Annotated in this window: 22 protein-coding genes; 4 read left to right on the top strand and 18 right to left on the bottom strand. The window is 42.2% G+C overall.

Features of this window, described 5'->3' with window-relative positions:
• Positions 1 to 80 precede the first annotated feature (80 nt).
• From fusA to FTU92_RS05905, 4 genes are all read right to left on the bottom strand, one after another.
• Entirely contained in the window at positions 81 to 2,216 is a 2,136-nt protein-coding gene (gene fusA / locus FTU92_RS05890; RefSeq protein ID WP_004975278.1) for an elongation factor G, read from the bottom strand.
• 131 nt (positions 2,217 to 2,347) lie between these two features.
• Positions 2,348 to 2,818, bottom strand: a complete 471-nt coding sequence (gene rpsG, locus FTU92_RS05895) for a 30S ribosomal protein S7 (protein ID WP_004975277.1) — start codon at positions 2,816 to 2,818, stop codon at positions 2,348 to 2,350.
• A gap of 191 nt (positions 2,819 to 3,009) precedes the next feature.
• The gene (gene rpsL / locus FTU92_RS05900; RefSeq protein WP_000246374.1) at positions 3,010 to 3,384 is read right to left on the bottom strand and encodes a 30S ribosomal protein S12; all 375 of its coding nucleotides are present in this window, start codon (positions 3,382 to 3,384) and stop codon (positions 3,010 to 3,012) included.
• Between the two features lie 139 nt (positions 3,385 to 3,523).
• Complete coding sequence (locus FTU92_RS05905; RefSeq protein WP_131261903.1) at positions 3,524 to 5,032, bottom strand: EcsC family protein; 1,509 nt, start codon at positions 5,030 to 5,032, stop codon at positions 3,524 to 3,526.
• Between the two features lie 284 nt (positions 5,033 to 5,316).
• On the opposite strand from FTU92_RS05905, the gene FTU92_RS05910 reads away from it, so the two are divergent.
• Together FTU92_RS05910 and hemJ are read left to right on the top strand one after the other, a co-directional pair.
• Complete coding sequence (locus tag FTU92_RS05910) at positions 5,317 to 6,546, top strand: beta-ketoacyl synthase N-terminal-like domain-containing protein (protein ID WP_004975268.1); 1,230 nt, start codon at positions 5,317 to 5,319, stop codon at positions 6,544 to 6,546.
• Positions 6,547 to 6,564: 18 nt separating this feature from the next.
• Entirely contained in the window at positions 6,565 to 7,017 is a 453-nt protein-coding gene (gene hemJ, locus FTU92_RS05915; RefSeq protein WP_004975266.1) for a protoporphyrinogen oxidase HemJ, read from the top strand.
• A gap of 117 nt (positions 7,018 to 7,134) precedes the next feature.
• On the opposite strand, the gene FTU92_RS05920 is transcribed toward hemJ, so the two are convergent.
• Together FTU92_RS05920 and FTU92_RS05925 are read right to left on the bottom strand one after the other, a co-directional pair.
• On the bottom strand, positions 7,135 to 7,482 hold the full coding sequence (locus FTU92_RS05920) for a hypothetical protein (protein WP_004975264.1): 348 nt from the start codon (positions 7,480 to 7,482) through the stop codon (positions 7,135 to 7,137).
• Positions 7,483 to 7,601: 119 nt separating this feature from the next.
• On the bottom strand, positions 7,602 to 8,261 hold the full coding sequence (locus FTU92_RS05925; protein WP_004975262.1) for an HAD-IA family hydrolase: 660 nt from the start codon (positions 8,259 to 8,261) through the stop codon (positions 7,602 to 7,604).
• A gap of 88 nt (positions 8,262 to 8,349) precedes the next feature.
• Here FTU92_RS05925 and FTU92_RS05930 point away from each other — a divergent pair, with 88 nt between their 5' ends.
• Complete coding sequence (locus FTU92_RS05930; protein WP_179989099.1) at positions 8,350 to 9,117, top strand: hydroxymethylpyrimidine/phosphomethylpyrimidine kinase; 768 nt, start codon at positions 8,350 to 8,352, stop codon at positions 9,115 to 9,117.
• Between the two features lie 63 nt (positions 9,118 to 9,180).
• Here the strand turns inward: FTU92_RS05930 and FTU92_RS05935 are convergent, their stop codons facing one another.
• From FTU92_RS05935 to rpe, 8 genes are all read right to left on the bottom strand, one after another.
• Entirely contained in the window at positions 9,181 to 9,819 is a 639-nt protein-coding gene (locus FTU92_RS05935; protein ID WP_004975258.1) for a nuclease-related domain-containing protein, read from the bottom strand.
• A gap of 51 nt (positions 9,820 to 9,870) precedes the next feature.
• Positions 9,871 to 10,362: a methylated-DNA--[protein]-cysteine S-methyltransferase gene (locus tag FTU92_RS05940; protein WP_004975257.1), complete on the bottom strand. Its 492-nt coding sequence runs from the start codon at positions 10,360 to 10,362 to the stop codon at positions 9,871 to 9,873.
• A gap of 95 nt (positions 10,363 to 10,457) precedes the next feature.
• On the bottom strand, positions 10,458 to 10,775 hold the full coding sequence (gene sugE, locus FTU92_RS05945) for a quaternary ammonium compound efflux SMR transporter SugE (RefSeq protein WP_004975255.1): 318 nt from the start codon (positions 10,773 to 10,775) through the stop codon (positions 10,458 to 10,460).
• A 146-nt stretch (positions 10,776 to 10,921) separates the two neighbouring features.
• Positions 10,922 to 11,983 carry a cation transporter gene (locus FTU92_RS05950; RefSeq protein ID WP_180095851.1) on the bottom strand — a complete coding sequence of 354 codons (1,062 nt, stop codon included), beginning with the start codon at positions 11,981 to 11,983 and terminating at the stop codon, positions 10,922 to 10,924.
• A gap of 122 nt (positions 11,984 to 12,105) precedes the next feature.
• A complete protein-coding gene (locus FTU92_RS05955) occupies positions 12,106 to 13,086 on the bottom strand; it encodes a copper resistance protein B (RefSeq protein WP_179993985.1) in 981 nt (326 codons plus the stop codon).
• Positions 13,073 to 15,079: a multicopper oxidase domain-containing protein gene (locus FTU92_RS05960; protein ID WP_180095854.1), complete on the bottom strand. Its 2,007-nt coding sequence runs from the start codon at positions 15,077 to 15,079 to the stop codon at positions 13,073 to 13,075. Before FTU92_RS05960 ends, FTU92_RS05955 begins: the two co-directional genes overlap by 14 nt.
• Before the next feature lie 45 nt (positions 15,080 to 15,124).
• Entirely contained in the window at positions 15,125 to 15,646 is a 522-nt protein-coding gene (locus FTU92_RS05965; RefSeq protein WP_373686048.1) for a hypothetical protein, read from the bottom strand.
• A gap of 426 nt (positions 15,647 to 16,072) precedes the next feature.
• Positions 16,073 to 16,759: a ribulose-phosphate 3-epimerase gene (rpe, locus tag FTU92_RS05970; protein WP_178867928.1), complete on the bottom strand. Its 687-nt coding sequence runs from the start codon at positions 16,757 to 16,759 to the stop codon at positions 16,073 to 16,075.
• A gap of 229 nt (positions 16,760 to 16,988) precedes the next feature.
• Between rpe and FTU92_RS05975 the strand changes: the two genes are divergently transcribed.
• A complete protein-coding gene (locus tag FTU92_RS05975) occupies positions 16,989 to 17,270 on the top strand; it encodes a DUF2218 domain-containing protein (protein WP_026438437.1) in 282 nt (93 codons plus the stop codon).
• A 10-nt stretch (positions 17,271 to 17,280) separates the two neighbouring features.
• Here the strand turns inward: FTU92_RS05975 and FTU92_RS05980 are convergent, their stop codons facing one another.
• From FTU92_RS05980 to FTU92_RS05995, 4 genes are all read right to left on the bottom strand, one after another.
• Positions 17,281 to 18,312, bottom strand: a complete 1,032-nt coding sequence (locus FTU92_RS05980; protein WP_180095856.1) for a M48 family metallopeptidase — start codon at positions 18,310 to 18,312, stop codon at positions 17,281 to 17,283.
• A 14-nt stretch (positions 18,313 to 18,326) separates the two neighbouring features.
• Entirely contained in the window at positions 18,327 to 19,430 is a 1,104-nt protein-coding gene (locus FTU92_RS05985; RefSeq protein ID WP_180095858.1) for a YjgN family protein, read from the bottom strand.
• A 168-nt stretch (positions 19,431 to 19,598) separates the two neighbouring features.
• Positions 19,599 to 20,438: an S-formylglutathione hydrolase gene (fghA, locus tag FTU92_RS05990; RefSeq protein WP_179991566.1), complete on the bottom strand. Its 840-nt coding sequence runs from the start codon at positions 20,436 to 20,438 to the stop codon at positions 19,599 to 19,601.
• Positions 20,439 to 20,456: 18 nt separating this feature from the next.
• Positions 20,457 to 21,866, bottom strand: coding sequence for a C13 family peptidase (locus FTU92_RS05995; RefSeq protein WP_070154323.1), 1,410 nt, complete (start codon positions 21,864 to 21,866; stop codon positions 20,457 to 20,459).
• Positions 21,867 to 21,912 lie beyond the last annotated feature (46 nt).

Raw genomic sequence — 21,912 nt, forward strand, 5'->3', positions numbered from 1 at the left:
AAAACAACTCATGGAGGATCACTCCATGAGCATTAGGTTTTTTAACTATGAATTAGTTTGCGCTTATAGTAATCGAAAGATTACTCGTCGTCACCTTTTTTACCACCAGACTGGAATTTAGCAATGATGCCATCTGCCACGTTACGTGGAGTTTCAGCATATTTAGCAAATTCCATAGAGTAAGTCGCACGACCTTGAGACATAGAACGCATGTGTGTTGCGTAACCAAACATCTCTGCAAGTGGAACTTCTGCACGAATTGCTTTAGTACCACCAGGTAAGTCGTCCATACCTTGAACCATACCACGACGACGGTTTAAGTCACCCATGATATCGCCCATGTAGTCTTCTGGAGTTTCTACTTCAACTTTCATGATTGGCTCAAGAAGAACAGGATCTGCTTTCATGAAACCGTCACGGAATGCGTAAGAACCCGCCATTTTGAACGATAATTCGTCAGAGTCGACATCGTGGTAAGAACCGTCGAATAATGTCGCTTTAATGCCTACAACTGGGTAACCAGCCAAGACACCATTCTTCATACGTTCTTGGATACCTTTGTCTACTGCACCGAAGAATTCTTTAGGTACTACACCACCTACAACTTCTTCAGCGAATTCGTAGTCTTTACCAGCTTCAGGATCAAGCGGCTCTAAACGTACGAATACGTGACCGAATTTACCTTTACCACCAGTTTGACGTACGAATTTACCTTCTTGCTCAATCGTCTTTTTGATCGTTTCGCGGTATGCAACCATTGGTTTACCAATGTTCGCTTCTACGTTGAATTCACGCTTCATACGGTCAACGATGATGTCAAGGTGAAGCTCGCCCATACCCGCAATGATCGTTTGACCAGATTCTTCGTCTGTACGAACGCGGAATGATGGATCTTCTTTCGCCAAGCGACCTAAAGCAACTGACATTTTTTCTTGGTCAGCTTTAGTTTTAGGTTCAACAGCCAATGCAATTACTGGCTCTGGGAATTCCATACGCTCTAGTGTAATTACGTGGTTTTCGTCACATAATGTATCACCAGTGGTTGTATCTTTAAGACCTACACACGCTGCGATGTCACCTGCACGAATTTCTTCGATGTCGTGACGGTCATTTGCGTGCATCTGTACGATACGACCAATACGCTCACGCTTCATTTTCACTGGGTTATAAACCGGGCTACCCGCTTTAAGAACACCAGAGTAAACACGTACGAACGTTAAGTTACCAACGAATTTGTCGTTCATGATTTTGAACGCTAACGCTGCGAAAGGTGCTTCGTCAGACGCTTCACGAGAACCTTCAGTTTCGTCTTTGTCGTCTAAGATACCTTTGATCGCTTCAACGTCAGTTGGTGCAGGTAAGAATTCAATTACTGCGTCCAACATACGTTGAACACCTTTGTTTTTGAATGCAGAACCACACATTGCAGGTTGAATTTCACCCGCTAATGTACGTTGACGTAAACCAGCAACGATTTCTTCTTTAGAAAGTTCGCCATTTTCTAGGTACTTGTCCATGAGTTCTTCTGATGCTTCTGCAGCAGCTTCAACCATGTTCGTACGCCATTCTTCAGCAGTTGCTTGAAGGTCAGCTGGAATCTCACCATATTCAAATTTCATACCTTGTGAAGCTTCATCCCAGATGATTGACTTCATTTCGATTAAGTCAACAACACCTGTGAATGTGTCTTCTGCGCCCACTGGAACAACGATAGGCACTGGGTTTGCACCCAAGCGAGTTTTCATTTGTTCAACAACGCGGAAGAAGTTTGCACCTGTACGATCCATTTTGTTCACGAACGCTAAACGAGGTACTTTATATTTGTTTGCTTGACGCCATACAGTTTCAGACTGAGGTTGTACACCACCTACAGCACAGTAAACCATACATGCACCGTCAAGAACACGCATAGAACGCTCAACTTCAATTGTGAAGTCAACGTGTCCTGGGGTGTCAATTACGTTAATACGGTGTTGGTCAAACTGGTTACCCATACCTTTCCAGAAGCATGTTACAGCTGCTGAGGTAATAGTAATACCACGTTCTTGCTCTTGTTCCATCCAGTCAGTTGTTGCTGAACCTTCGTGAGTTTCACCAAGTTTGTGACTTTCACCTGTATAGAACAAAATACGTTCTGAAGTTGTTGTTTTACCCGCATCGATGTGCGCAGAGATACCAATGTTACGGTAACGAGAAATTGGGGTTTGACGTGCCATGATTTCTAGCATTCCTAAATTTTGTTGTTTAAAACAGGACGCTTTAAGCTGCCTAGCAACTTAAAGCGATTTGATGACAATTCAGTGACAACCGATTCATCACCCTCCTGATTAGGGCCTGTTTTATCCGCTTAGAAACGGTAGTGAGAGAAGGCTTTGTTGGCTTCAGCCATACGGTGCACATCTTCACGTTTTTTGATCGCTGCGCCTTTACCTTCAGATGCATCAAGCAACTCGCCAGCAAGACGTAACGCCATAGTTTTTTCAGAACGCTTAGCAGCAGCATCTACCAACCAACGCATCGCTAAAGCAGTACGACGGGATGGGCGTACTTCCATAGGAACTTGATAAGTAGCACCACCAACACGGCGTGCTTTTACTTCGACCATTGGACGAACTTTTTCAAGCGTAGCTTCAAAAAATTCAACTGGGTCTACTTTAGATTTTTCTTGAACGCGGTCTAAAGCACCGTAAACGATACTTTCAGCAATAGATTTTTTACCATCTTGCATTACGTGGTTCATGAATTTAGCGATTGTTTGGCTGCTGAATTTAGGATCCGGAAGGATTTCACGAGCAGCGACTACGCGACGTCTTGGCATTTTAAACTACCTATAAATATGACACTTCAGGGTGATCCAGCCGTAGCACAAAGTGTCGTGTGCATTTCGCTGGCCTTACTACACGTCGCTTGAATTTCACAAAATTAAATGCAGAAATCAGACAAGCGAGACGATAAAGGATTGCAGTTCTACGAACTAATCTACGAACTAAGAGTTTAATCTTTAGAAGATTATTTCTTAGGACGTTTAGCACCGTATTTAGAACGTGACTGGTTACGATCTTTCACGCCAGCACAGTCTAAAGAACCACGAACGGTATGGTAACGTACACCTGGTAAGTCTTTAACACGACCACCACGGATAAGAACAACACTGTGCTCTTGTAGGTTGTGACCTTCACCACCGATGTAGCTAGAAACTTCAAAACCTGAAGTTAAGCGAACACGGCAAACTTTACGCATTGCTGAGTTAGGTTTTTTAGGTGTAGTTGTGTAAACACGTGTACAAACACCACGACGTTGTGGACAAGCCTTCAACGCAGGAACTTTTGATTTTTCAACCAAAGTCGTACGACCCTTACGGATCAACTGATTTGTTGTTGCCATGTGGCAATTCTCCCGTTAATAAAAAGCCCCAAAAACATACTACTTTTTGAGGGCATGCAATTGTAAGCGAAGATAGAAAAATGGTCAATATTTCATAGGCAGTTAAAATACCAACCAAATTTCTACTTATCACTTGTTTTTATTCAGCTTTTGGCTTGCGAGCACTTGTACGAGTTCTCGGCTTTTTTGTAACCTGCTTTGCAGTTTCTTTGCTTGATGTTACTGGATTTTCCGAAACAGTTTCAGCCACTTGAGTTGAATCTTCCACTGGCTCCAAAGCATCTTCCAGCCTATATTCATCAATTTCTTCTGCAGGTACAGCAGGTTTTTGCGGTGCAACTTCAGCATGTGGCTCTAGCATTTGATCTGCCAATTCTTCTAGACCTTGCTGAATATTTTCATCGAGTTGTGCTGCAGTTGTTTCCACTTTGTTCGATTTTTTCTGCACTTTTACCGTTCTGATACTTTCATGGTCTGATACGGTTTGCAGCAAAGCATCTGACGGCGCAGATTCTGCTCTCTCTTGCCCCTCTACTAATGCATCTTGCTCTGCATGTTTGGCTTCATTGCCCTTCAACTGCTCTAAGAGTTTAGGCGCAGCCTGTGCCAGCAATTCCAACGATTTTTCATACGCATGAATGGCAGATAAATTGCTGTCTTTATGCTGAATTAAATAGCTACGGGCATTGGAAAATACTTGCTGTGCCTTGTGATGCACATCTTCCACTAATTTCCAGCTATATACCGCACTCACCGATGCGGTTGCTACAGGCGTGAGTTTATTCAACATGGAAAACTTAGGTACATGATTCAACCACGGCCATTTGACTTGACCTTGCTCATTCAAGAAGTATTTCTTTAATGCCTCATAATCATTGCTTGAACCGAGCATATTTTGTAATTGATGCACATCATGAGTTTGCAGCATATTGGATAAGGTTTTTAGCCCCATCAGTACCGCTTGCTTTTCTGCAATGACGCCTAAATCAATTTGTTTAAAAATAAACTGAACAATTTCTTGCTCGGTGTCTTTGTTCAGTTCAAAACCGTATGCACGTCCCACCTGATAAATGGTACGCAAAGACATCACAATAGATGCAGGCACATCAATAGTTGAACCGATTACTCCTGTTGCACCTGTCAATGCGCCTTGCAGTGATGCAATCCATTTATTTTGTTCTGCGAGTGCCTGACTAATTCGTTTAGAACGATCTACATCTTGAGTCAATTCTTCTAAATCGCGTACGCCAGCCTGATCAAGCACATCATCAACAGAGCTGATATTGGAAGTAAAACTATTCAACTGATCAAATAGGTAATCTGAAATTTTGTCGGAAAAATCGGGCGACACAAAACTCGCCACCTGATTGACGCGGTTATAGTGACGACCTAAAAGCTGACGTGAAACTTGAGGCACATGCTGTCTGAGCATGTGTTGAGGATTGTCATATTGACGCGCTTGAAAAGCACTAAAGCTACGTGCCTGACCTTCAATAATTTGCCCTGATTTTGCACTATGCTCATCCTTCGCTACAGTACCCGGTGCAACTTGCTGCAATACATGGATGCCTGTACTGCTGAGCTTTTTAGCCACCCCAATCGCATTCGAGAAGAATCCGCTTGATTGTTTATTCTTGGAATCTGACATTCTTACTCCTCATTTTTAATTTCTATGATTTATGGGTAGATACTAGGTGTAGTCTAAGTTTATCTCAATATGATTGTGTATCTTTTGGTTGGCTTCCTGCATCTCATTTGCCGCTTCACTGCGGTTTGATCTTCCCTGCAAAGTGGCATCATATTTGCCATAAGAATTCAAAATTCTTTCTGCTATTATGAACGCAATTGTAAGACATGAGTCATACCGTATCAGCGATTGCTTGGCAGTCACGGTGTTCGGCTCAACATTATCACCATAAAAGGGATCTGTAGATGAAACGTGTTGTAATCACCGGCATGGGCATTAACTCGTGCATTGGTAATACTTTAGAAGCTGTGACTCATTCTTTACAAAACGGTATTTCTGGGACACGTTCCAACCCAACTTATGCTGAACTTAATTTCAAAAGCCACGTAAGTGCAGCAGCAGAACAAAACTTTAACCACATTGACCGTAAATTAAAACGCTTTATGGGCGTGTGTGCGATGTACGCTTACAACGCTGCAGTAGATGCCATTGAACATGCGGGCTTAAAGCAAGAAGATTTAGCAGGCAACCCACGTTACGGTATCGCGGGTGGTTCAGGCGGTAACTCAACTGCATCTGTTGCAGAAATGATTGAGCTACTTGAAGAAAAAGGCGCACGTAAAATTGGCCCGTTCTTCGTACCACGTAACATGTCGAACACCATTACGGCAAACTTGGGTGTTGCGTTCAAATTACAAGGTATCGCGCACTCAATTACCAGTGCATGCGCAACTTCTGCCGATGCAATTGGTTATGCCTACAACCTAATTCAATTGGGTAAACAAGATTTAATGCTTGCAGGTGGCGGTGAAGAAGATCACTGGTCACAAAGCTTATTGTTTGATGCGATGGGTGCTTTGTGTTCTAAATACAACGACACACCAGAAACAGCATCTCGTCCGTACTCTGCAGACCGTGATGGTTTCGTCATTGCAGGTGGTGGTGGTTTCGTGGTTCTTGAATCACTTGAACACGCACAAGCACGTGGTGCAAATATTTTAGCTGAAGTGGTTGCGTATGCTGCAAACTCTGACGGTGCAGACATGGTTGCACCAAGCGGTGAAGGTGCAACACGTTGTATCTTGATGGCTTTAGACGAAGCGAAACAACACGGTGTAGACGCAATTGACTATGTGAACACACATGGTACTTCTACTCCAGCAGGCGACGTGACTGAATTGAAAGCCATGGAACGTGCGTTTGGTGAAGGTAAAGTGCCTGCTCTTAGCTCAACGAAGTCAATGACTGGTCACAGCTTGGGTGCTGCAGGCGTTCAAGAAGCAATTTATTCTGTCTTGATGATGCAAAACGACTTCATTGCACCAAACATCAACGTCACTGAACTTGATGAAGGCGCGAAAGCATTTGATATCGTACTTGAAAAACGCGACACAAAATTGAATACTGTGATGAGTAACAGTTTTGGTTTTGGCGGTGTAAATGCCTGCCTTATTTTCAAGAAGTGGGATGAATAATCTCCTATAGGATAGTCGATGGATGCACCTTCTGATGCTTTTTTATGGGTAAAAGCATTACATATTATTGCCGTGGTTTGCTGGTTCGCTGCATTGTTCTACTTACCACGTTTATATGTTTACCATGCCATGAGTGAAGATACACTGAGCCATCAGCGTTTTGAAATCATGGAGCGCAAGTTGTACCGAGGGATTATGTGGCCGTCTATGATTGCCACCCTCATCACGGCACACTTTTTGGTAGATTGGGGCGATGCGACCCGCAATTACCACGATGCGTTATGGTTTTACCTGAAAGTAGCATTGGTCGGTTTATTGGTGATTTACCATTTGGTTTGTGGCTATTACCGCCAAAAACTGATTGGCAATGCGCATTATAAATCACACAAGTTCTGGCGATTCTTCAATGAAATGCCGACTGTGCTGCTATTAGCGATTGTAATTTTAGTCGTGGTAAAACCACAGTTCTAAAATTTGAAACGCCAAGTATCCTGACATCTCAACCTGATTCGGTTGTAAAAAAACCTCAGTGCAAAGAACTGAGGTTTTTTTATGGGTGACAACTAAAAACAGCACTTATGCTTTAATTCAACGTATTTGTGAGTAAGGCTGAAAGCCCAATGCCGCTGCTTGTTTCTGCTGAGATTGAGGAATCGTGACAATAGCAATTTTTCCATCTGCACCACCACAGACCTGTGCATACATCCGCCCATCTGAACCTACACTGGCCCGCTTCACCTGAATCTGTGCTTGCTGTAAACGCTGAACAATTTCCGTAAGGGTTAAACCTGAATCTGGCTCACACTGTCGATGTTGCAATGATGTGTACATTTCGACCTGCGCAGTAGGTGTTGTGGATGTAGCAGCATGATTGGCACATGCAGTCATCAGTATTGAAACCGCTACTACTGCAATAGATTGACTAAATATCTTCATCACATACCCTCTTTCAATATTAAAATTAAATATTAAAATTAAATATTCAAATTAAATATTGAAGCACGATCTTTGCAATAACACTGCGCTAGAAATGCAAACAGATGTAAGCATCTCGCTCATCCAGATAACTGTTCAAGCACCGACAAAATTTGCACAAAACACTGAATTCTATGTTTTGGTGCAGCCAAGTCTAACTCCTGAGCCGAACCATAGCCGTATTCGACTGCAACACAATCGACTCCATTGGCTCGTGCACCTAAAATATCGTGTTCACGATCTCCAATCATTAAACATTGTTCAGGTTGCAATTGTTCTTGCTGCAAAATATAGGCAATTAAATCCGCTTTATTGGTACGCTCACCATTTAGTTCGCTACCGTAGGGATATTCAAAATATTGCAATAAATCGAAGTAATCTAAAATTTGGCGTGCATAAATTTCAGGTTTGGCTGTTGCTAAAAACAGTCGATAGCCTTGCTGTTTTAAATCTGCCAATGTTGCAGCAACATCTTCAAAGACATGATTTTCAAATAAGCCTGTTGCAGCAAAACGCTCTCGATAGCCTGCTAAGGCTTGCTCTGCCAATACGTCATGCACATCTACATGAAGTAATTTTGCCAAAGAGGCTTTTAAGGGCGGCCCGATAATCCAATCAATATTTTCCGTATCTGCAATAGGATGTCCAACCTTAGCCAAACCATAACGCGCAGAAGCGGTAATGCCCTCTTTCGGGTCGGTCAGCGTGCCATCTAAATCAATTAAAAGGTTCTTTATCACAATGTCAGCCTATGTGCCTAAATGACTATCGAGTGTTACTCCAAAGTTGCCTATACTAACGTAAATAGAAGCAATTAAGGATATGTGTGTGCGACCAACAGTACTATGTTTTTCTGGTTTAGACCCTTCGGGTGGCGCTGGTTTACAGGCTGATATTGAAGCCGTTGGCAATAGCGGTGCACATGCAGCGATTGCCTGCACAGCACTGACCATTCAAAACTCTCAGCAAGTATTTGGCTTTGAAGCAACGTCTAAAGAATTGTTATTGGCGCAAGCCAATGCGGTGGTGAATGATTTGCCCATTAAAGTTGTAAAGTCGGGCATGTTGGGCACCACTGACAATATTGCAGCGCTGGCAGATTTTTTACGTGCACATCCTGATTATTTATATGTGCTTGACCCTGTTTTGGTTGCCAATAGTGGTGGTTCTTTAGGTGATCAAGCGACTTTGGTTCAGGCATTTGTCGAGTTGATTCCACTGGCGACTTTAATCACGCCAAATACTGTGGAATTACGTGCCTTAACGGGTGAAGATGATTTAGAACGCGCAACAGCTAAATTATTTGCAATGGGCGCGCAGGCCGTTTTGGTCAAAGGTGGGCATGAAGATACCCCTGATCATATTCGTAATGCACTGTATATTAACAATGAAATGGTTTCAGAAACCCGCTGTCCACGGCTTAAAGGTGAATATCACGGTTCAGGCTGTTCATTGGCGAGCTTTATTGCAGGGCGCTTGGCAATGGGAGATCAACTGAAACAAGCGGTACAACATGCTGAAACTTGGTTGTTTGGTGTGCTTAAATATGCGGAAACGCCTGTACCGAACGGACAGAAAATTCCGAAAAGGTTTTAGTGCTTATCGTTCAACTCCTTCAAACCCTGATCACCTTGTATCAGGGTTTTTCATTGCAACTTTTTAACGTTCGTGCCGTTGTTTCAAATTTTCGACATGTTGACGATTGGTTTTCCAAGACTTATCAAGTAGTTCTTTTTCAATTCTCAGCTGAATACGTTTCAGTTTCATCGGTGAAATGACTTCATGCCGAAAACCTTTGACATACTCAACCCATGCACTGCCTTTAAAAACATTGTTGGGCAAAGAGGTCTTAAACTCACAGTCTGGCATAAATACAATCACAGAATGCAGATATTCAGGCTCGACAATATCGCTCAATACTGATTCCAAAACTTTTATATGCTTATAGTTCTGATAGACAGGATTTTGAAACTTGTAGGTCTTTTTATAAATTTTTTGTGTCCATACTTTTTGGCGTTCTCCACCAAAAATCCAGCCTTTATAGTTTTTTGTTTCAATCACAAAAACCCCAAAAGGACTCAATAAAATATGATCTATTTGAGTTGTTCCTGCGAACTCATCAGGCAAAGTTACATCATTCAACAAGATATAACGTTCATCTAAATACAACTTCACATGCGTACTTACTGCGAGTTCCCCCACCTTTCCCTTTAGAAAAGGTTTGAAAATTTTGATCAGCCCTACACCTGCAACAAGCAGAATAAGCCACCAAAACTGCAACAATAATGTTTTTAACATTTCCCCTGCTCTATTTTATTTTGATCAAAATTGTTGTTGAATCTCAGTCATTTAAACTTTTGAAGTTGAAGATTCTAACTTTAACAAAATCGCTTTATTATCCAACCCGCCTGCAAAGCCCACCAATTTTCCACTTGCACCCACCACCCGATGACACGGTGCAATAATCGAAATTGGATTTTTGCCATTTGCCGCCCCTACGGCACGCATCGCATTCTCACTACCAACTTGTTCGGCAATTTGCTTATAACTACGAGTTTCCCCAAAAGGAATGCTTAATAACGCCTGCCAGACTTTCTTCTGAAATTCAGTGCCTTCAAAATCAAGAGGCACATCAAATTGCTGACGCTGACCTGCAAAATACTCTTGGAGTTGCTGCTGAGTTTTGAGCAAAATTGGATGATCATCTTGTCGAACTAAACTGGCTAAACGTACCCGTTTATGATCTTCGTTATCCCACATTACCGCAACCAATGCGTGATCGTGAGCCACCAATTTAAGCACGCCTACAGGAGTGTCCATTTCAGTAAATGCCAATTGCATTATTTTTCTCCTCAAGCAGGTTGGGTATCAGGTCATCCTGTTTTTAACTCAAACCGATCTGTTATTGAGCACACACTAAAAGACTGCATTCCAAGTTAGCTGGATGAAATTTTCATAAGCACCAAACCTGAAATAATCAGAACTGCAGCCAACATACGCATAGCACTGGCAGGTTCGCCTAAAACAAAAATACCGACTAAAAATGAACCGACTGCGCCTATACCTGTCCAAATCGTATAAGCCGTGCCTAATGGCAAAGTACGCATGGCATAGGCCAAAAGCGCAAAACTTAAAATCATAAAAAAGATAGTCACGATACTGGGCGTTAATTTACTAAAGCCGTCAGACAACTTCATGGAGTATGCCCAAACCACTTCAAAAATACCCGCCAATATCAACATCATCCAGGCCATAACGCCCTCCTTCAATAGCATGAAATCAGGCCGTCCTGAAGATTTTTCTTGTCGAGTGTTCAGTCACTTTGACTATTTCTAAAAACCCAAACAAGGGAGGTCGTTCCTCCTGTTGCAATTTAAGCCACCGCGCAGCGATGATCCGTCTATTTTAAACTTAAAATTTTGCGCGCACCATTCAATACAAACATGGCCACAACTAAGCCAATCATTAGGTCTGGATAATTCGAGCCTGTGAGCATCACCAAACCGCCCGCAATAATCACACCTAAATTCACAATCACATCATTGGCGGAAAAAATATAACTGGCTTGCATGTGGGTTCCACCATCTTTATGCCCTGAAATTAGCCATAAACAGGTGACGTTTGCCAGCAATGCCACAGCACCAATGACCATCATCAACATGGATTCAGGCTCACTGCCTAAGAAGAAACGGCGCAGGACATCAAAGATAACCAGTGCAGCCAAACCCAGTTGTACCCAACCAGACAAATGTGCAGCTTTGAGCTGTTTCTTGGCGGATTGACCCACGACAAATAAAGCCAAACCATACACGGCGGCATCGGCAAACATATCTAAGGAGTCAGCAATTAACCCAGTCGAAGATGCAATTAAACCTGCAATTAATTCCACCAAAAACATAGCGGCATTAATACCAAGCAAGGCATATAGCACTTTTTGTTGTGCAGCGCTGTTAGATACAGGCAGTTCAGTTTGTGTATTGGCTTCAGTCTGTTGCAACACAGCACCCAAACCCAATGCTTCTAATTTATGGGTAATTTCTGTGGCAGATTGGTTGCTGTGATAAACCTTTAAAAGTCGTGCAGGTGAATCAAAAGACAAGGCTGCAATATCATTATGATCTGCCAAAGCAATCCGCACCATTTGTTCTTCTGCGCCACAATCCATTTTAGGAATATGGTATGCACTCACCCACGGACTCAAAAGTTCCGAATCCAAAATTGTTGCTTTATCTGCCTTGGCAGTCGTTGCAGATGTACAGCTATTTTGATCAGCACAGCTTTTTTCTGTATCGCAAGACGAACCACAGCCTGTATCGCCACATGACTTGGAGTGTGTAGGCGCAGTTGCACAAGGCTGGTTTACATTTTTTTGCGTATCACAACCACAGCCAGTATTGTTTAGATTTTGGTTTTCTAAGTTTTTATCTTGATTCGATTGAGGATCTTGAGTTGATGAAGACATACGCCACACCCAAAAATACAATAGGCTCAGTATAAACCAAGCCTATGTATTTAGGGACAATCTATTCTATTTAGAAGCAGCAACGATCCATTGACTTAATCATTGATAAATACCCCTAATCATTAAAACCTGAAACGCAAGCCTATCGCATATAAGCCGCTCTGCTCGGAATCGGTTGCAGACTGCCAATCAGTGTGTTGATCACCTTTCGTATACTCATAACCTGCACTGATATACGGCATGATGTTCTTGCTGATTTCATAACGCATTTCCACACCCACAGCTGCGCGGTTGAGTCCTGTTTTTTTCGCATATTTGGCATCATCCTGCAGAATAACATCTACATCTAAATAAGGCTGTGCGATCAATTTCTGAGTCAATAACAGATCCCGTGTGGTTTCCAAACTCAAAGCCGCATATTGATCCTCACCCAAATAAAAATAAGCATCGGTTTCAAAAAAATATGGAGCTAAACCATGTAAGCCAAACACAGCGTCAAACTTATCTTCTCGGTCTGTTTGATGCTCTTGCTGATTCACTTCGTGTCGATAACGCACACCTGCTTGCACATCCCAAAAATCTGAAATCATACGACTGTATAACAACTTGGCATCATATTCAGTCGCTTGTGACTCTTGCTTATCACTATGAATTTTCACAAACAACTTGTTTTCATCAGTTCCGATACGAGTTTGTAATTTAGATTTGAGCACTCCCTCGGCATGATCATTCACTTGCCATTGCGTATCTAAAGTGCTCACCGCGTACACCTGCGCACCATGTTCTTTACGATGATCGTGTGACTGCGACTCTTGCACGGACGAATCGGATTGATGCGATTGATGCGATTGATGCGATTGATGCGATTGATGCGATTGATGCGATTGATGCGATTGATGCGATTGATGCGATTGATGCGATTGATGCGATTGATGCGATTGATGCGATTGATGCGATTGAGTATCAGCCTGAGCTGCAATTGTTGCAATCTCTGCTGAACTGGCATGTGCACTATGCACCTCTGTCGCTGCTAGCCCAACTGTACTGATGCAGCAGACAGAAATACTTAAAACTGTTTTCGCAAAAAGATTAATGTTGTGCATGTGCTGCTCCTTTTTGCGCTGTCGCTGAAGGGGTTTGAGTGGCTTGAATTGCTGTGGTTGAAAGCGGTTCATTTTCACTCACCTGCGCTACAATCAATTTATTCATCATTCCCGCGCTCATGTGATAGAGCAAATGACAATGTATTGCCCATTCACCTAATTCATCTGCAGTAAGCAGTGCAGTTACAGTTTGACCTGGCGGCACAATTAAGGTGTGTTTATTCGGCATTTCTGCTGCCGTTTGACCATTTTCCAACTGCATAAACATGCCATGTAAATGCATTGGATGTGCCATCATGCTGTCATTGATAAATTTAATCCGAATACGCTCACCATATTTCACCTTGAGTGGTGTGGCATCACTAAATTTCTTACCGTTGATTGTCCAGATATAACGCTCCATCGTACCGCCTAAACGCACGACCAATTCACTGCTTGGTTCACGTGTATCTGCTTGTGGCTGCAGCGATTTCAAATCTTCATAGTGCAAGGCTTTATGCCCCGCGGGTGTAGAAGCATTTGCCCATCCATATACCACCGCATTTTTGTGTTCTGTTGAAGGCATGCCATGTTGTGTATGCGTATTTTCAGACATTGTTGCATGGTTCATCTTGGAATGATCCATTTCCGACATTACCGCATGATTCATCTTGGAATGATCCATTTCTGACATCGCTACATGGTTCATCTTGGAATGATCCATTTCCGACATCGCTGCATGATTCATCTTGGAATGATCCATCTCCGACATTGCTGCATGGTTCATCTTGGAATGATCCATATCCGACATCGCTGCATGGTTCATTTTGGAATGATCCATTTCAGACATCGCTGCATGATTCATTTTTGAGTGATCCATTTCAGACATCGTTGCATGGTTCATCTTGGAATGATCATCGCCTGAATGCTCTGTAGCATGCCCCATATCTTGCATGGTGAGTAAAGCACGCGGGCGCGCTGCAGGGAGCTGTAGATTTGATGTTGCAGAATGAAGTTCACTCTGCAAGCTACCCACAGCAAAACCTGAGCGGTCTATTGATTCCGCTTCAATTTGATAATGCGCTGCTTGAGGTTCAACAATCACATCGTAGGTTTCTGCAGTGCCGATACGAAATTCATCCACAGTAACAGGTTTGACTGGCTGACCATCGGCACTGACCACTGTCATTTTTAAGTTTGGAATCCGCACATCATAAAACGACATGGCAGAGGCATTGATAAAACGTAAACGCACTTTTTCATTTGGCTTAAATACACCTGTCCAGTTCTGTTCAGGTGTCTTGCCATTCATTAAAAAAGTATAGCCTGTGACATCGGAAAGGTCGGTTTTCAGCATGCGCATCTGATTCCACATTTTGCGGTCTGACCATGTGGCTTTTAGCCCATCACGCTGTACTTGACGCCAAACATCACCTAAGGTTTCACGCTGATTTTGATAAAACTCGGCTGAAATTTTTAAATCTTTCTGAATTTGATTGCTAGATTTTTCATGAAAATCTGACAGCATCACCACATAATCACGATCTGTGTATTCATGTGCGTTTACGGCTGGCTTGGCTTTAGGATGAATCACCAAAGAGCCGTATAGACCATCTTGTTCCTGACCTTTGGAATGTGCGTGATACCAATAGGTACCACTTTGACGTACTTTAAATTGATAAACAAAATGTCCTTGTGGCTTAATCCCTTGAAAACCATTAAATCCAGGCACACCATCCATCAAACCGGGCAACAATAAACCATGCCAGTGAATAGATGAGTCCTGATTTTTTAATTGATTATTAACGTGAATTACCGCCTCATCGCCTTCTTCAAATTCGAGTGCAGGCGCGGGAAATTGTCCATTGACTGTAATACGTTGAACAGGTTTTCCCGTGATATTGACCGTTTGTTCTGCAATGGTCAGGTGATATTCCTTGACCGCAGCAAATGCAGAACTCGAACACAATGCACAGACTGTTAAAAACAGCGCAGGCTGATAAAATTTAGACATGACTTAATCCTTAAAATAAAACGTAAAAGTGTTTTGAATTCAGGATTAAGCTTTGGGTGGACGTAAAATTTGCTGCCAATGCCCAAGTAAATGTTGAGCTTGATAAGCAGGCAACAGAATATTGACAGATGAAAGTGCTACAGGTTGAATCAGTTCAGGGACTTGCACATTCAACACACTGTTTAAGCTTTGACAATGCAACTGCGCACAGTCCTGACAATTCATCTTTGCAGTAGAAAAATCAGCCGAGCCATAACAATCTGCCGCATTTAAATCGGTATCCGTTGCGGATGTGTGCTGACTGAGATGATGGTTGGCCTTGGCATCATGCCCAGATATATGCTGCTTGGTTTCAGGATACGTTTGTAAAGCTGTGGTATGACAATCTGGTAAAGATGTCATTTCACTCGCTGCGGTTGCAGAATGTCGAATCTCAGACCCTGCTGCCTGATTTGACATCATCCAATCATGTGCAGGTTTTACCGCAGCACTAACAATACCACTCCACCCTATGACAAATGCCATCAGGACAACAAACCACATTTGATTGTAGGGTTGAGTCAGCACTAAATAAATTCCTGAGTATGAAAGATGCAGACCTGAACTTGCACAAGAATTGAACATTTTTGCCAAGTACAATCCACAATCTACAATGCACTCAATATAATTCAAGCCCCACTTATACACAATATCTTCTGCATTGAAAAACAGAGTGAATCCGTGCGATTTAAAAGCCAACTAAAACAATCAAGTTATATATTAAGCAACTTATTTTTATAATTAACTGAGTAAATACTCAATAAATTCAGTGTATTTAAAATAAACAAAAAGGATTTGATTGAATCCTTTTTATACTTATTTTGTATAAGTCATAAACAATTGATGTACAAATGTTTATAAATTAATCGGCTTATCCATAGTGTTATCAACATAGATATCCATACGGTTATCTACAAAGTTATCCACAGCATAAGCACTTGTGATTGTAGAAATTTATACTTCGACTGCGCCAACTTTTGCCAATTCAGCACGCATTTCATCAATCACCGTTTTATAGTCTGGCTTGCCAAAAATTGCTGAGCCTGCAACAAACATATCTGCGCCCGCTTCTGCAATTTTACGAATATTGGCAGGTCCCACACCACCATCGACTTCTAAACGGATATCACGACCTGAAGCATCAATGATTTGACGTGCCTGACGTAATTTCTCTAAAGTCATTGGAATGAATTTTTGCCCACCAAAACCTGGGTTCACACTCATGAGTAAAATCTGATCAACTTTATCAAGTACATAATCTAAATAATGCAGCGGTGTAGCAGGGTTAAATACCAAACCCGCTTTTGCCCCGCCCGATTTAATCAGTTGCAATGAACGATCAATATGCTCTGAAGCTTCAGGATGGAACGTGATAATATCTGCGCCCGCTTCCAGAAAATCACCAATCATGCGGTCTACAGGTTTCACCATTAAATGCACATCAATTGGTGCAGTAATGCCATAGTTTTTCAATGCCTTACATACACCTGCACCGAAGGTTAAATTCGGTACATAGTGATTATCCATCACATCAAAATGCACCACATCGGCACCCGCCTGAAGTACATTTTCCACTTCTTCGCCTAGACGAGCAAAATCTGCAGATAAGATAGACGGCGCAATTAAATAAGGCTTGGACATGGGAGAACCTAGCTAAATATTGGGATTGTGGCGCATTATAGCAAAGACTGCTTGGTGTGGTGGATTCTGTTACGATTGGATCATTCAGTTCGATGATTCAGGTCGATCAGCCAATTTGATAATTCTATCTCCGCAACGCTCTGTTGCAGCACTCCACTGTTCTTTCAGTCTGGCTTTGTTATAGTAAAGGTCTTTACTCATTTGAACAAAATGCTGGTTTCAACAGATGATGAACAGTTCTGCCCATATTCAAACAACGCAAGCAAGCCGTATTGCCAAGCGTCTACTCAACCACTGGAAACATAAATTTGACGTTGCAGAAAGCGCAACCCAATACCAAATTATGATGCCAAGTGCCACAATTCTACTTATACCCCAAACACATGAGCTTGTAGTTGAAATTCAGGTAAAAAATACTGAAACAGATTTAAGTTACCTCGAACAAGTCGTGCTTGATCATTTAAGTCGTATGGGACAAACAGAATTGAGCGCGGTTTGGCAACGGTACTAACTGTTTCATGTTAAGGCGCTAAACGCTGCGTTTGTTCAAAATCCTTAACCGCTTGAATACGTTTTTGTGTTGCAGGATGGCTTTGTAAAAAATCCAAAGGGCTTTTGGCGGTGTCTTCACCTGCATCTTCTGCCAAACGCTCCAGAAAATGGGCAAAATGAATGGTTGGAATGCCCTGAGCATGCATCGTATTTAAAGCATAATAATCTGCTTCAGATTCAAAATTACGTGAATAATTTGCCCCCACGAGCGCCACAGGCAAGGTCGAAACTAAATCTGTACCATCTCCTGTAATCGCGAGCAAAATAATACTAAACCCTAAGCTCGATAAAGCCTGTTGCAAGCTGTGTCGTTCTACCAAATGCCCTTGTTCATGTGCCAACACGCCAATGATTTCCTGATCATTCTCCGCCAATTCCACCAATTCATCGGTCAAAATAATGGTGTTATTCGGAATTGCCAGAGCATTCGCGCCTAAGCCATGACCTTGTCGAAACAACACTTTGGCAGGTGTCTCTCCTGCAATGAGCTGTCGATAATCTGTTAGAATTTTCTGCTGACGCGCTGCGGGCAGTTGGCTTGGCGCTGTCATGTCTAAGATATAACGCTCTGCTTCATCACCAATTTGCTTTAAGGTATTCGCAGGCAATTGAAAGGCAACATATTTGGATGCACTTGGGATGCCCCATTGCACTGTGGCAAATACCAGCAACAACACAAAAACCAGACTAAATACAATCAGACTTGGTGTGCGTTCCAATTTCCAAATAGAATGCTGCACCTGTTTATTTCGCAGTTGAAACCATTCAGGCAAGGCTTGGGAAAATTCAATACGTGCATCGTCTTTAAGTTCAATGACAGGTTGAATTTTACCTAGTGCGCCCACCAACATCATGTCTTGATAATGATAGTGTCGTTGTTGCTGTAAATTTTCACCATAACGAATAAGTACCGACTGAGCATCTATAGGAGAGATTTTGGCAGCCCATGGTTTAGACACTACACCATCATAAAACACCACATCCACGATCTGTGCTGCCATCTTCTTCTCCTAGCTTACAGCGATACATCAATATCAAAAATATCACTGAGTTCTTCTGCAAGTGCGCTATGTTCAGCTTGCAGTTTATTGATCATCAAATCTGGATCATTTTTTAAATGTAGACTTAAAGACTCAACCTGATAGCGATATAAACGAATGGCTGCCCATGGGGTCATTAAACCCAAGCTCAGAACTTTCACAATCCAATTGGTCACCACAATCCAAGTATAGTGCCACTGTCCGCAATCGGTCTGAAATTCACTACGACTGATACTGGTATTGTTCCATGTGGTGATAAAAATTCGCGCCGACATCAACGGCCAAATTAAAAATATCCCCAACAAATAAACCGCTAAAAACAACCAAACCAACTGCGTAGGATTGCGACTCAACTGTCCTGCCAAAGCCAACATCATCCCGACAGCAAGCAAAATGCCAAAGAACAATAAAATAGGCATATACATCGCGCGCATATAAGCAGGCCAATCTGCTTTCAGCTTAAATTTAAGCTGCCCTGCATATAAATGGTCTAGGCAATAGCGCTTATACATCCACACCAACACAGGAAAAAATAAGCCCAAAGTAAACAAATTAATTACGATACATTTTAAAAATACCCAATAGGCTTCTTTGTTACTGCCTGAAAAATAAAAACGGGCATTGCCAAATTTACTATTTCGCGCCTTGAAACGGATGGTCGCTCGAATCAACCACGGCACAGCTAAATATAAAACCACCACGCCAATGACCATTGCTTTGACTGAATAATTGGAAATCACCGAGATCGCAACATAAATTCCAATAGCAATTAAACGTCCCAATAAAATTTTATGTGGGATGCCCGTGAAATCAAAACGACGTTTGATTAATTCGGTATTGCCATAAAAGTAGCGCAAACGACGTACTTTTGCCCACGGTGCATACAGCCCAAAGGTCACGATCATCAACAAAATATTGACAATCCAAATACCAAAATACTCTGAGGCGCTACCATGAAACTGAAAATGATGAATCCGTCCAAGTAATGGATTCCGTGCGGGTGGCGTCGTAGGCTCCGCTGCAAAAAAGGGGGAAGATGGCATTGCTTGTTGTGGTGAATCCCATTCTGAATTGTGCATGTGATGCCTTATTTATTTTATTGTGCGGTCGTTATTTTACCCAGACACTCAAACCCAAATGAGCAATCTTTCCAAATGGTAAAAAAGCAAGTATTCACCATTCTAATAAAAAGTGAACAACTTGCCTAGAAAAGTTTAAAAATCAATGCGTAAAATTGAGTACTTGGCTTAGTCCGCTTGCAATTGTACCGCATGGAATTGCAAATGCTGATCTATAAAGCTTTGAATGAAATAATAGCCATGATCATAGCCTGCATGTTCCCGCAAACTCAATTTTTGCCCAACCGCATCGCAAGCTTGCTGAAATAATGCAGGATTGAGCTGACTATAAAATTGATCTTTCAATCCCTGATCAATCAAAATTTCACTGAACAATGCACCTTTGACCTGCACCAAAGCAGTCGCATCGTGCTGTAACCATACTTGCTGATCTGTACCTAAATAATTAGAAAATGCTTTTTCACCCCACGGGCATTGGCTTGGCGCACAAATCGGAGCAAAAGCAGACACTGACTTAAATTTTTCAGGATATTTAAACGCGAGGGTCAATGCACCATGACCGCCCATACTGTGCCCCATGATGCCAACGTGCTGTGCCTGAATTGGGAACTGTTGCAGCACCAATTGATAAAGCTCATCGGTGACAAAAGTTTCCATTTGATAATGTGCCGCCCACGGTGATTGTGTCGCATTGATATAGAAACCTGCACCCTGTCCAATATCCCAATGGTCGCCTTTCGCAACAGCTTCACCACGTGGTGAAGTATCTGGACTAATCAAGATTAATCCCAATTGTGCTGCCATGTGCTGCGCATGTGCTTTAATCGCAAAGGTTTCTTCGTTACACGTTAAACCCGCCAAATAAAATACCGCAGGACACGCCTGCCCCGCCAAAGCTTGTTCTGGTAAAAAAATGCCAAACTGAGTTTCAGTCTGTAAAGCATTTGAATGAAAACGATAAATCCGTTGCTCACCCTCAAAACAGCGGTTGTTCTGAATTAACTCCATCACCCTCTCCTCTTTGGCTTATTGAACAGATTGTGCACTCAATTGAATTTCAGCCGATGTTGCAACACTTTTTTGAGGAAACAAACGCTGCTCTAATTGTGGCAACATCAATTCCATATTTTTACCAATTGCCCATTGTGGCTCTGAAGGTTCAAAACCTTGCGCTTGCTCCCATTTCGCCACAGTCACTTTGGCTTCATTAAAAGCATTAGCAAAAGAGTTTTGTTCACGCATAGCCTGATCAAAAAAGGCACGACCAAAATAAGTATAATCAGCTTCGTTTGAACAACCAAACGACTCACGATCTGCTGCCGATGCAGTAATCACCAAGGTATTATCATCTTGCAAGGCGGATACAAAGCTACCTGAATAACAGGCTGAAATGACGATCACACGCCAACGAATACCCGATTTATCCAAAGTATCGCGTAACCATTTCGGATCGACCTGATTTAAGTCAAGTGGTGCATTTTCAATTTCAAAATGATCTTTTAAACCGTGTGAGGTCATATATAAAAACAGCACATCACTTTCACGGTTCATGCGCTGTCCAATACGGCGCAGCGCTAATTCAATACTGGTTTGCGAAGCAATTGGAATTACATTGCGGGTCATTGGGTTATTAATTAACACCATCGAACGCCCAAAAGTACCAAAACGGGTATCAAACTGTTCACGAATGCGCTCAATTTCAGACATAAATACGTCTTGATAACTCGCCCCTGCAACACCTAAAAAGTACCAATGCGATTGAGCAAATTCCCCATATTGAATACTGTCTAAAGCTTTATTGAGTACACGACTTTGTGCATAAAAAGCTTCTTCGCTTAGACTTGGTGGAACTTCTTCTACTTTCCAAATGGGCTGACTTTTCACTGACATTTGCCAAACTACCAAAGTGAATAAGGTCGCCAAAACAATCAGCGCACGTTCCCACCACGGCCAATGCAATTCACGTGAAAACACCCATACCACTGCCAAACTTTGCCAAACAAATAGCACCATAAAAATGGTAGGCAAATAGTCATACAACACATACGGCAAGACATCCATCATGCCCATGTATTGAATCAAGCTTTGTAATAATGCAACGTGAGTATCTAATACCAACCACAACAAAGCAGGTACTAACAATAAACGCGGGTTATTGACACGCTGAGAAAGAATAATTCCGACAATTAAGGCAATAAAGGGCCACAAGGCATAACTGACCAAACCTTGTGGGTTAAATTCACCCACTTCTCCCGCGACCAACCAACTGAATAAGGTATTGGCAAGACCACCTAAAATCCCCCAAAAAATCAGTTGTAAGATAGAAGGACGAATAATTTGCAAAGAGCGTCGCGAACCCAAAAATAACCAAACGCCTGCGGCTTGGTTGCTTTTAAAATCGTGCCAAAAATTAATGGAGGGTTTGAAGTCAATCATAGGATTCTGTTAATCGCAGCTCGCGTTTCCACACTCCAAGTTTATG

Source organism: Acinetobacter sp. YH12205, from assembly GCF_013418125.1.
GTDB classification, from domain to species: domain Bacteria; phylum Pseudomonadota; class Gammaproteobacteria; order Pseudomonadales; family Moraxellaceae; genus Acinetobacter; species Acinetobacter towneri.

Excerpts from the sequence above, each read along its gene's own strand:
- rpsG (WP_004975277.1), bottom strand. The coding sequence starts at position 2,818 with ATGCCAAGACGTCGCGTAGTCGCTGCTCGTGAAATCCTTCCGGATCCT.
- FTU92_RS05935 (WP_004975258.1), bottom strand. The coding sequence starts at position 9,819 with ATGTTAAAAACATTATTGTTGCAGTTTTGGTGGCTTATTCTGCTTGTT.
- FTU92_RS05985 (WP_180095858.1), bottom strand. The coding sequence starts at position 19,430 with ATGCACAATTCAGAATGGGATTCACCACAACAAGCAATGCCATCTTCC.
- FTU92_RS05910 (WP_004975268.1), top strand. The coding sequence starts at position 5,317 with ATGAAACGTGTTGTAATCACCGGCATGGGCATTAACTCGTGCATTGGT.
- FTU92_RS05995 (WP_070154323.1), bottom strand. The coding sequence starts at position 21,866 with ATGATTGACTTCAAACCCTCCATTAATTTTTGGCACGATTTTAAAAGC.
- FTU92_RS05920 (WP_004975264.1), bottom strand. The coding sequence starts at position 7,482 with ATGAAGATATTTAGTCAATCTATTGCAGTAGTAGCGGTTTCAATACTG.
- FTU92_RS05940 (WP_004975257.1), bottom strand. The coding sequence starts at position 10,362 with ATGCAATTGGCATTTACTGAAATGGACACTCCTGTAGGCGTGCTTAAA.
- fusA (WP_004975278.1), bottom strand. The coding sequence starts at position 2,216 with ATGGCACGTCAAACCCCAATTTCTCGTTACCGTAACATTGGTATCTCT.
- rpsL (WP_000246374.1), bottom strand. The coding sequence starts at position 3,384 with ATGGCAACAACAAATCAGTTGATCCGTAAGGGTCGTACGACTTTGGTT.
- FTU92_RS05975 (WP_026438437.1), top strand. The coding sequence starts at position 16,989 with ATGAACAGTTCTGCCCATATTCAAACAACGCAAGCAAGCCGTATTGCC.
- hemJ (WP_004975266.1), top strand. The coding sequence starts at position 6,565 with ATGGATGCACCTTCTGATGCTTTTTTATGGGTAAAAGCATTACATATT.
- rpe (WP_178867928.1), bottom strand. The coding sequence starts at position 16,759 with ATGTCCAAGCCTTATTTAATTGCGCCGTCTATCTTATCTGCAGATTTT.
- FTU92_RS05955 (WP_179993985.1), bottom strand. The coding sequence starts at position 13,086 with ATGCACAACATTAATCTTTTTGCGAAAACAGTTTTAAGTATTTCTGTC.
- FTU92_RS05950 (WP_180095851.1), bottom strand. The coding sequence starts at position 11,983 with ATGTCTTCATCAACTCAAGATCCTCAATCGAATCAAGATAAAAACTTA.
- sugE (WP_004975255.1), bottom strand. The coding sequence starts at position 10,775 with ATGGCCTGGATGATGTTGATATTGGCGGGTATTTTTGAAGTGGTTTGG.
- FTU92_RS05980 (WP_180095856.1), bottom strand. The coding sequence starts at position 18,312 with ATGGCAGCACAGATCGTGGATGTGGTGTTTTATGATGGTGTAGTGTCT.
- FTU92_RS05905 (WP_131261903.1), bottom strand. The coding sequence starts at position 5,032 with ATGTCAGATTCCAAGAATAAACAATCAAGCGGATTCTTCTCGAATGCG.
- FTU92_RS05960 (WP_180095854.1), bottom strand. The coding sequence starts at position 15,079 with ATGTCTAAATTTTATCAGCCTGCGCTGTTTTTAACAGTCTGTGCATTG.
- fghA (WP_179991566.1), bottom strand. The coding sequence starts at position 20,438 with ATGGAGTTAATTCAGAACAACCGCTGTTTTGAGGGTGAGCAACGGATT.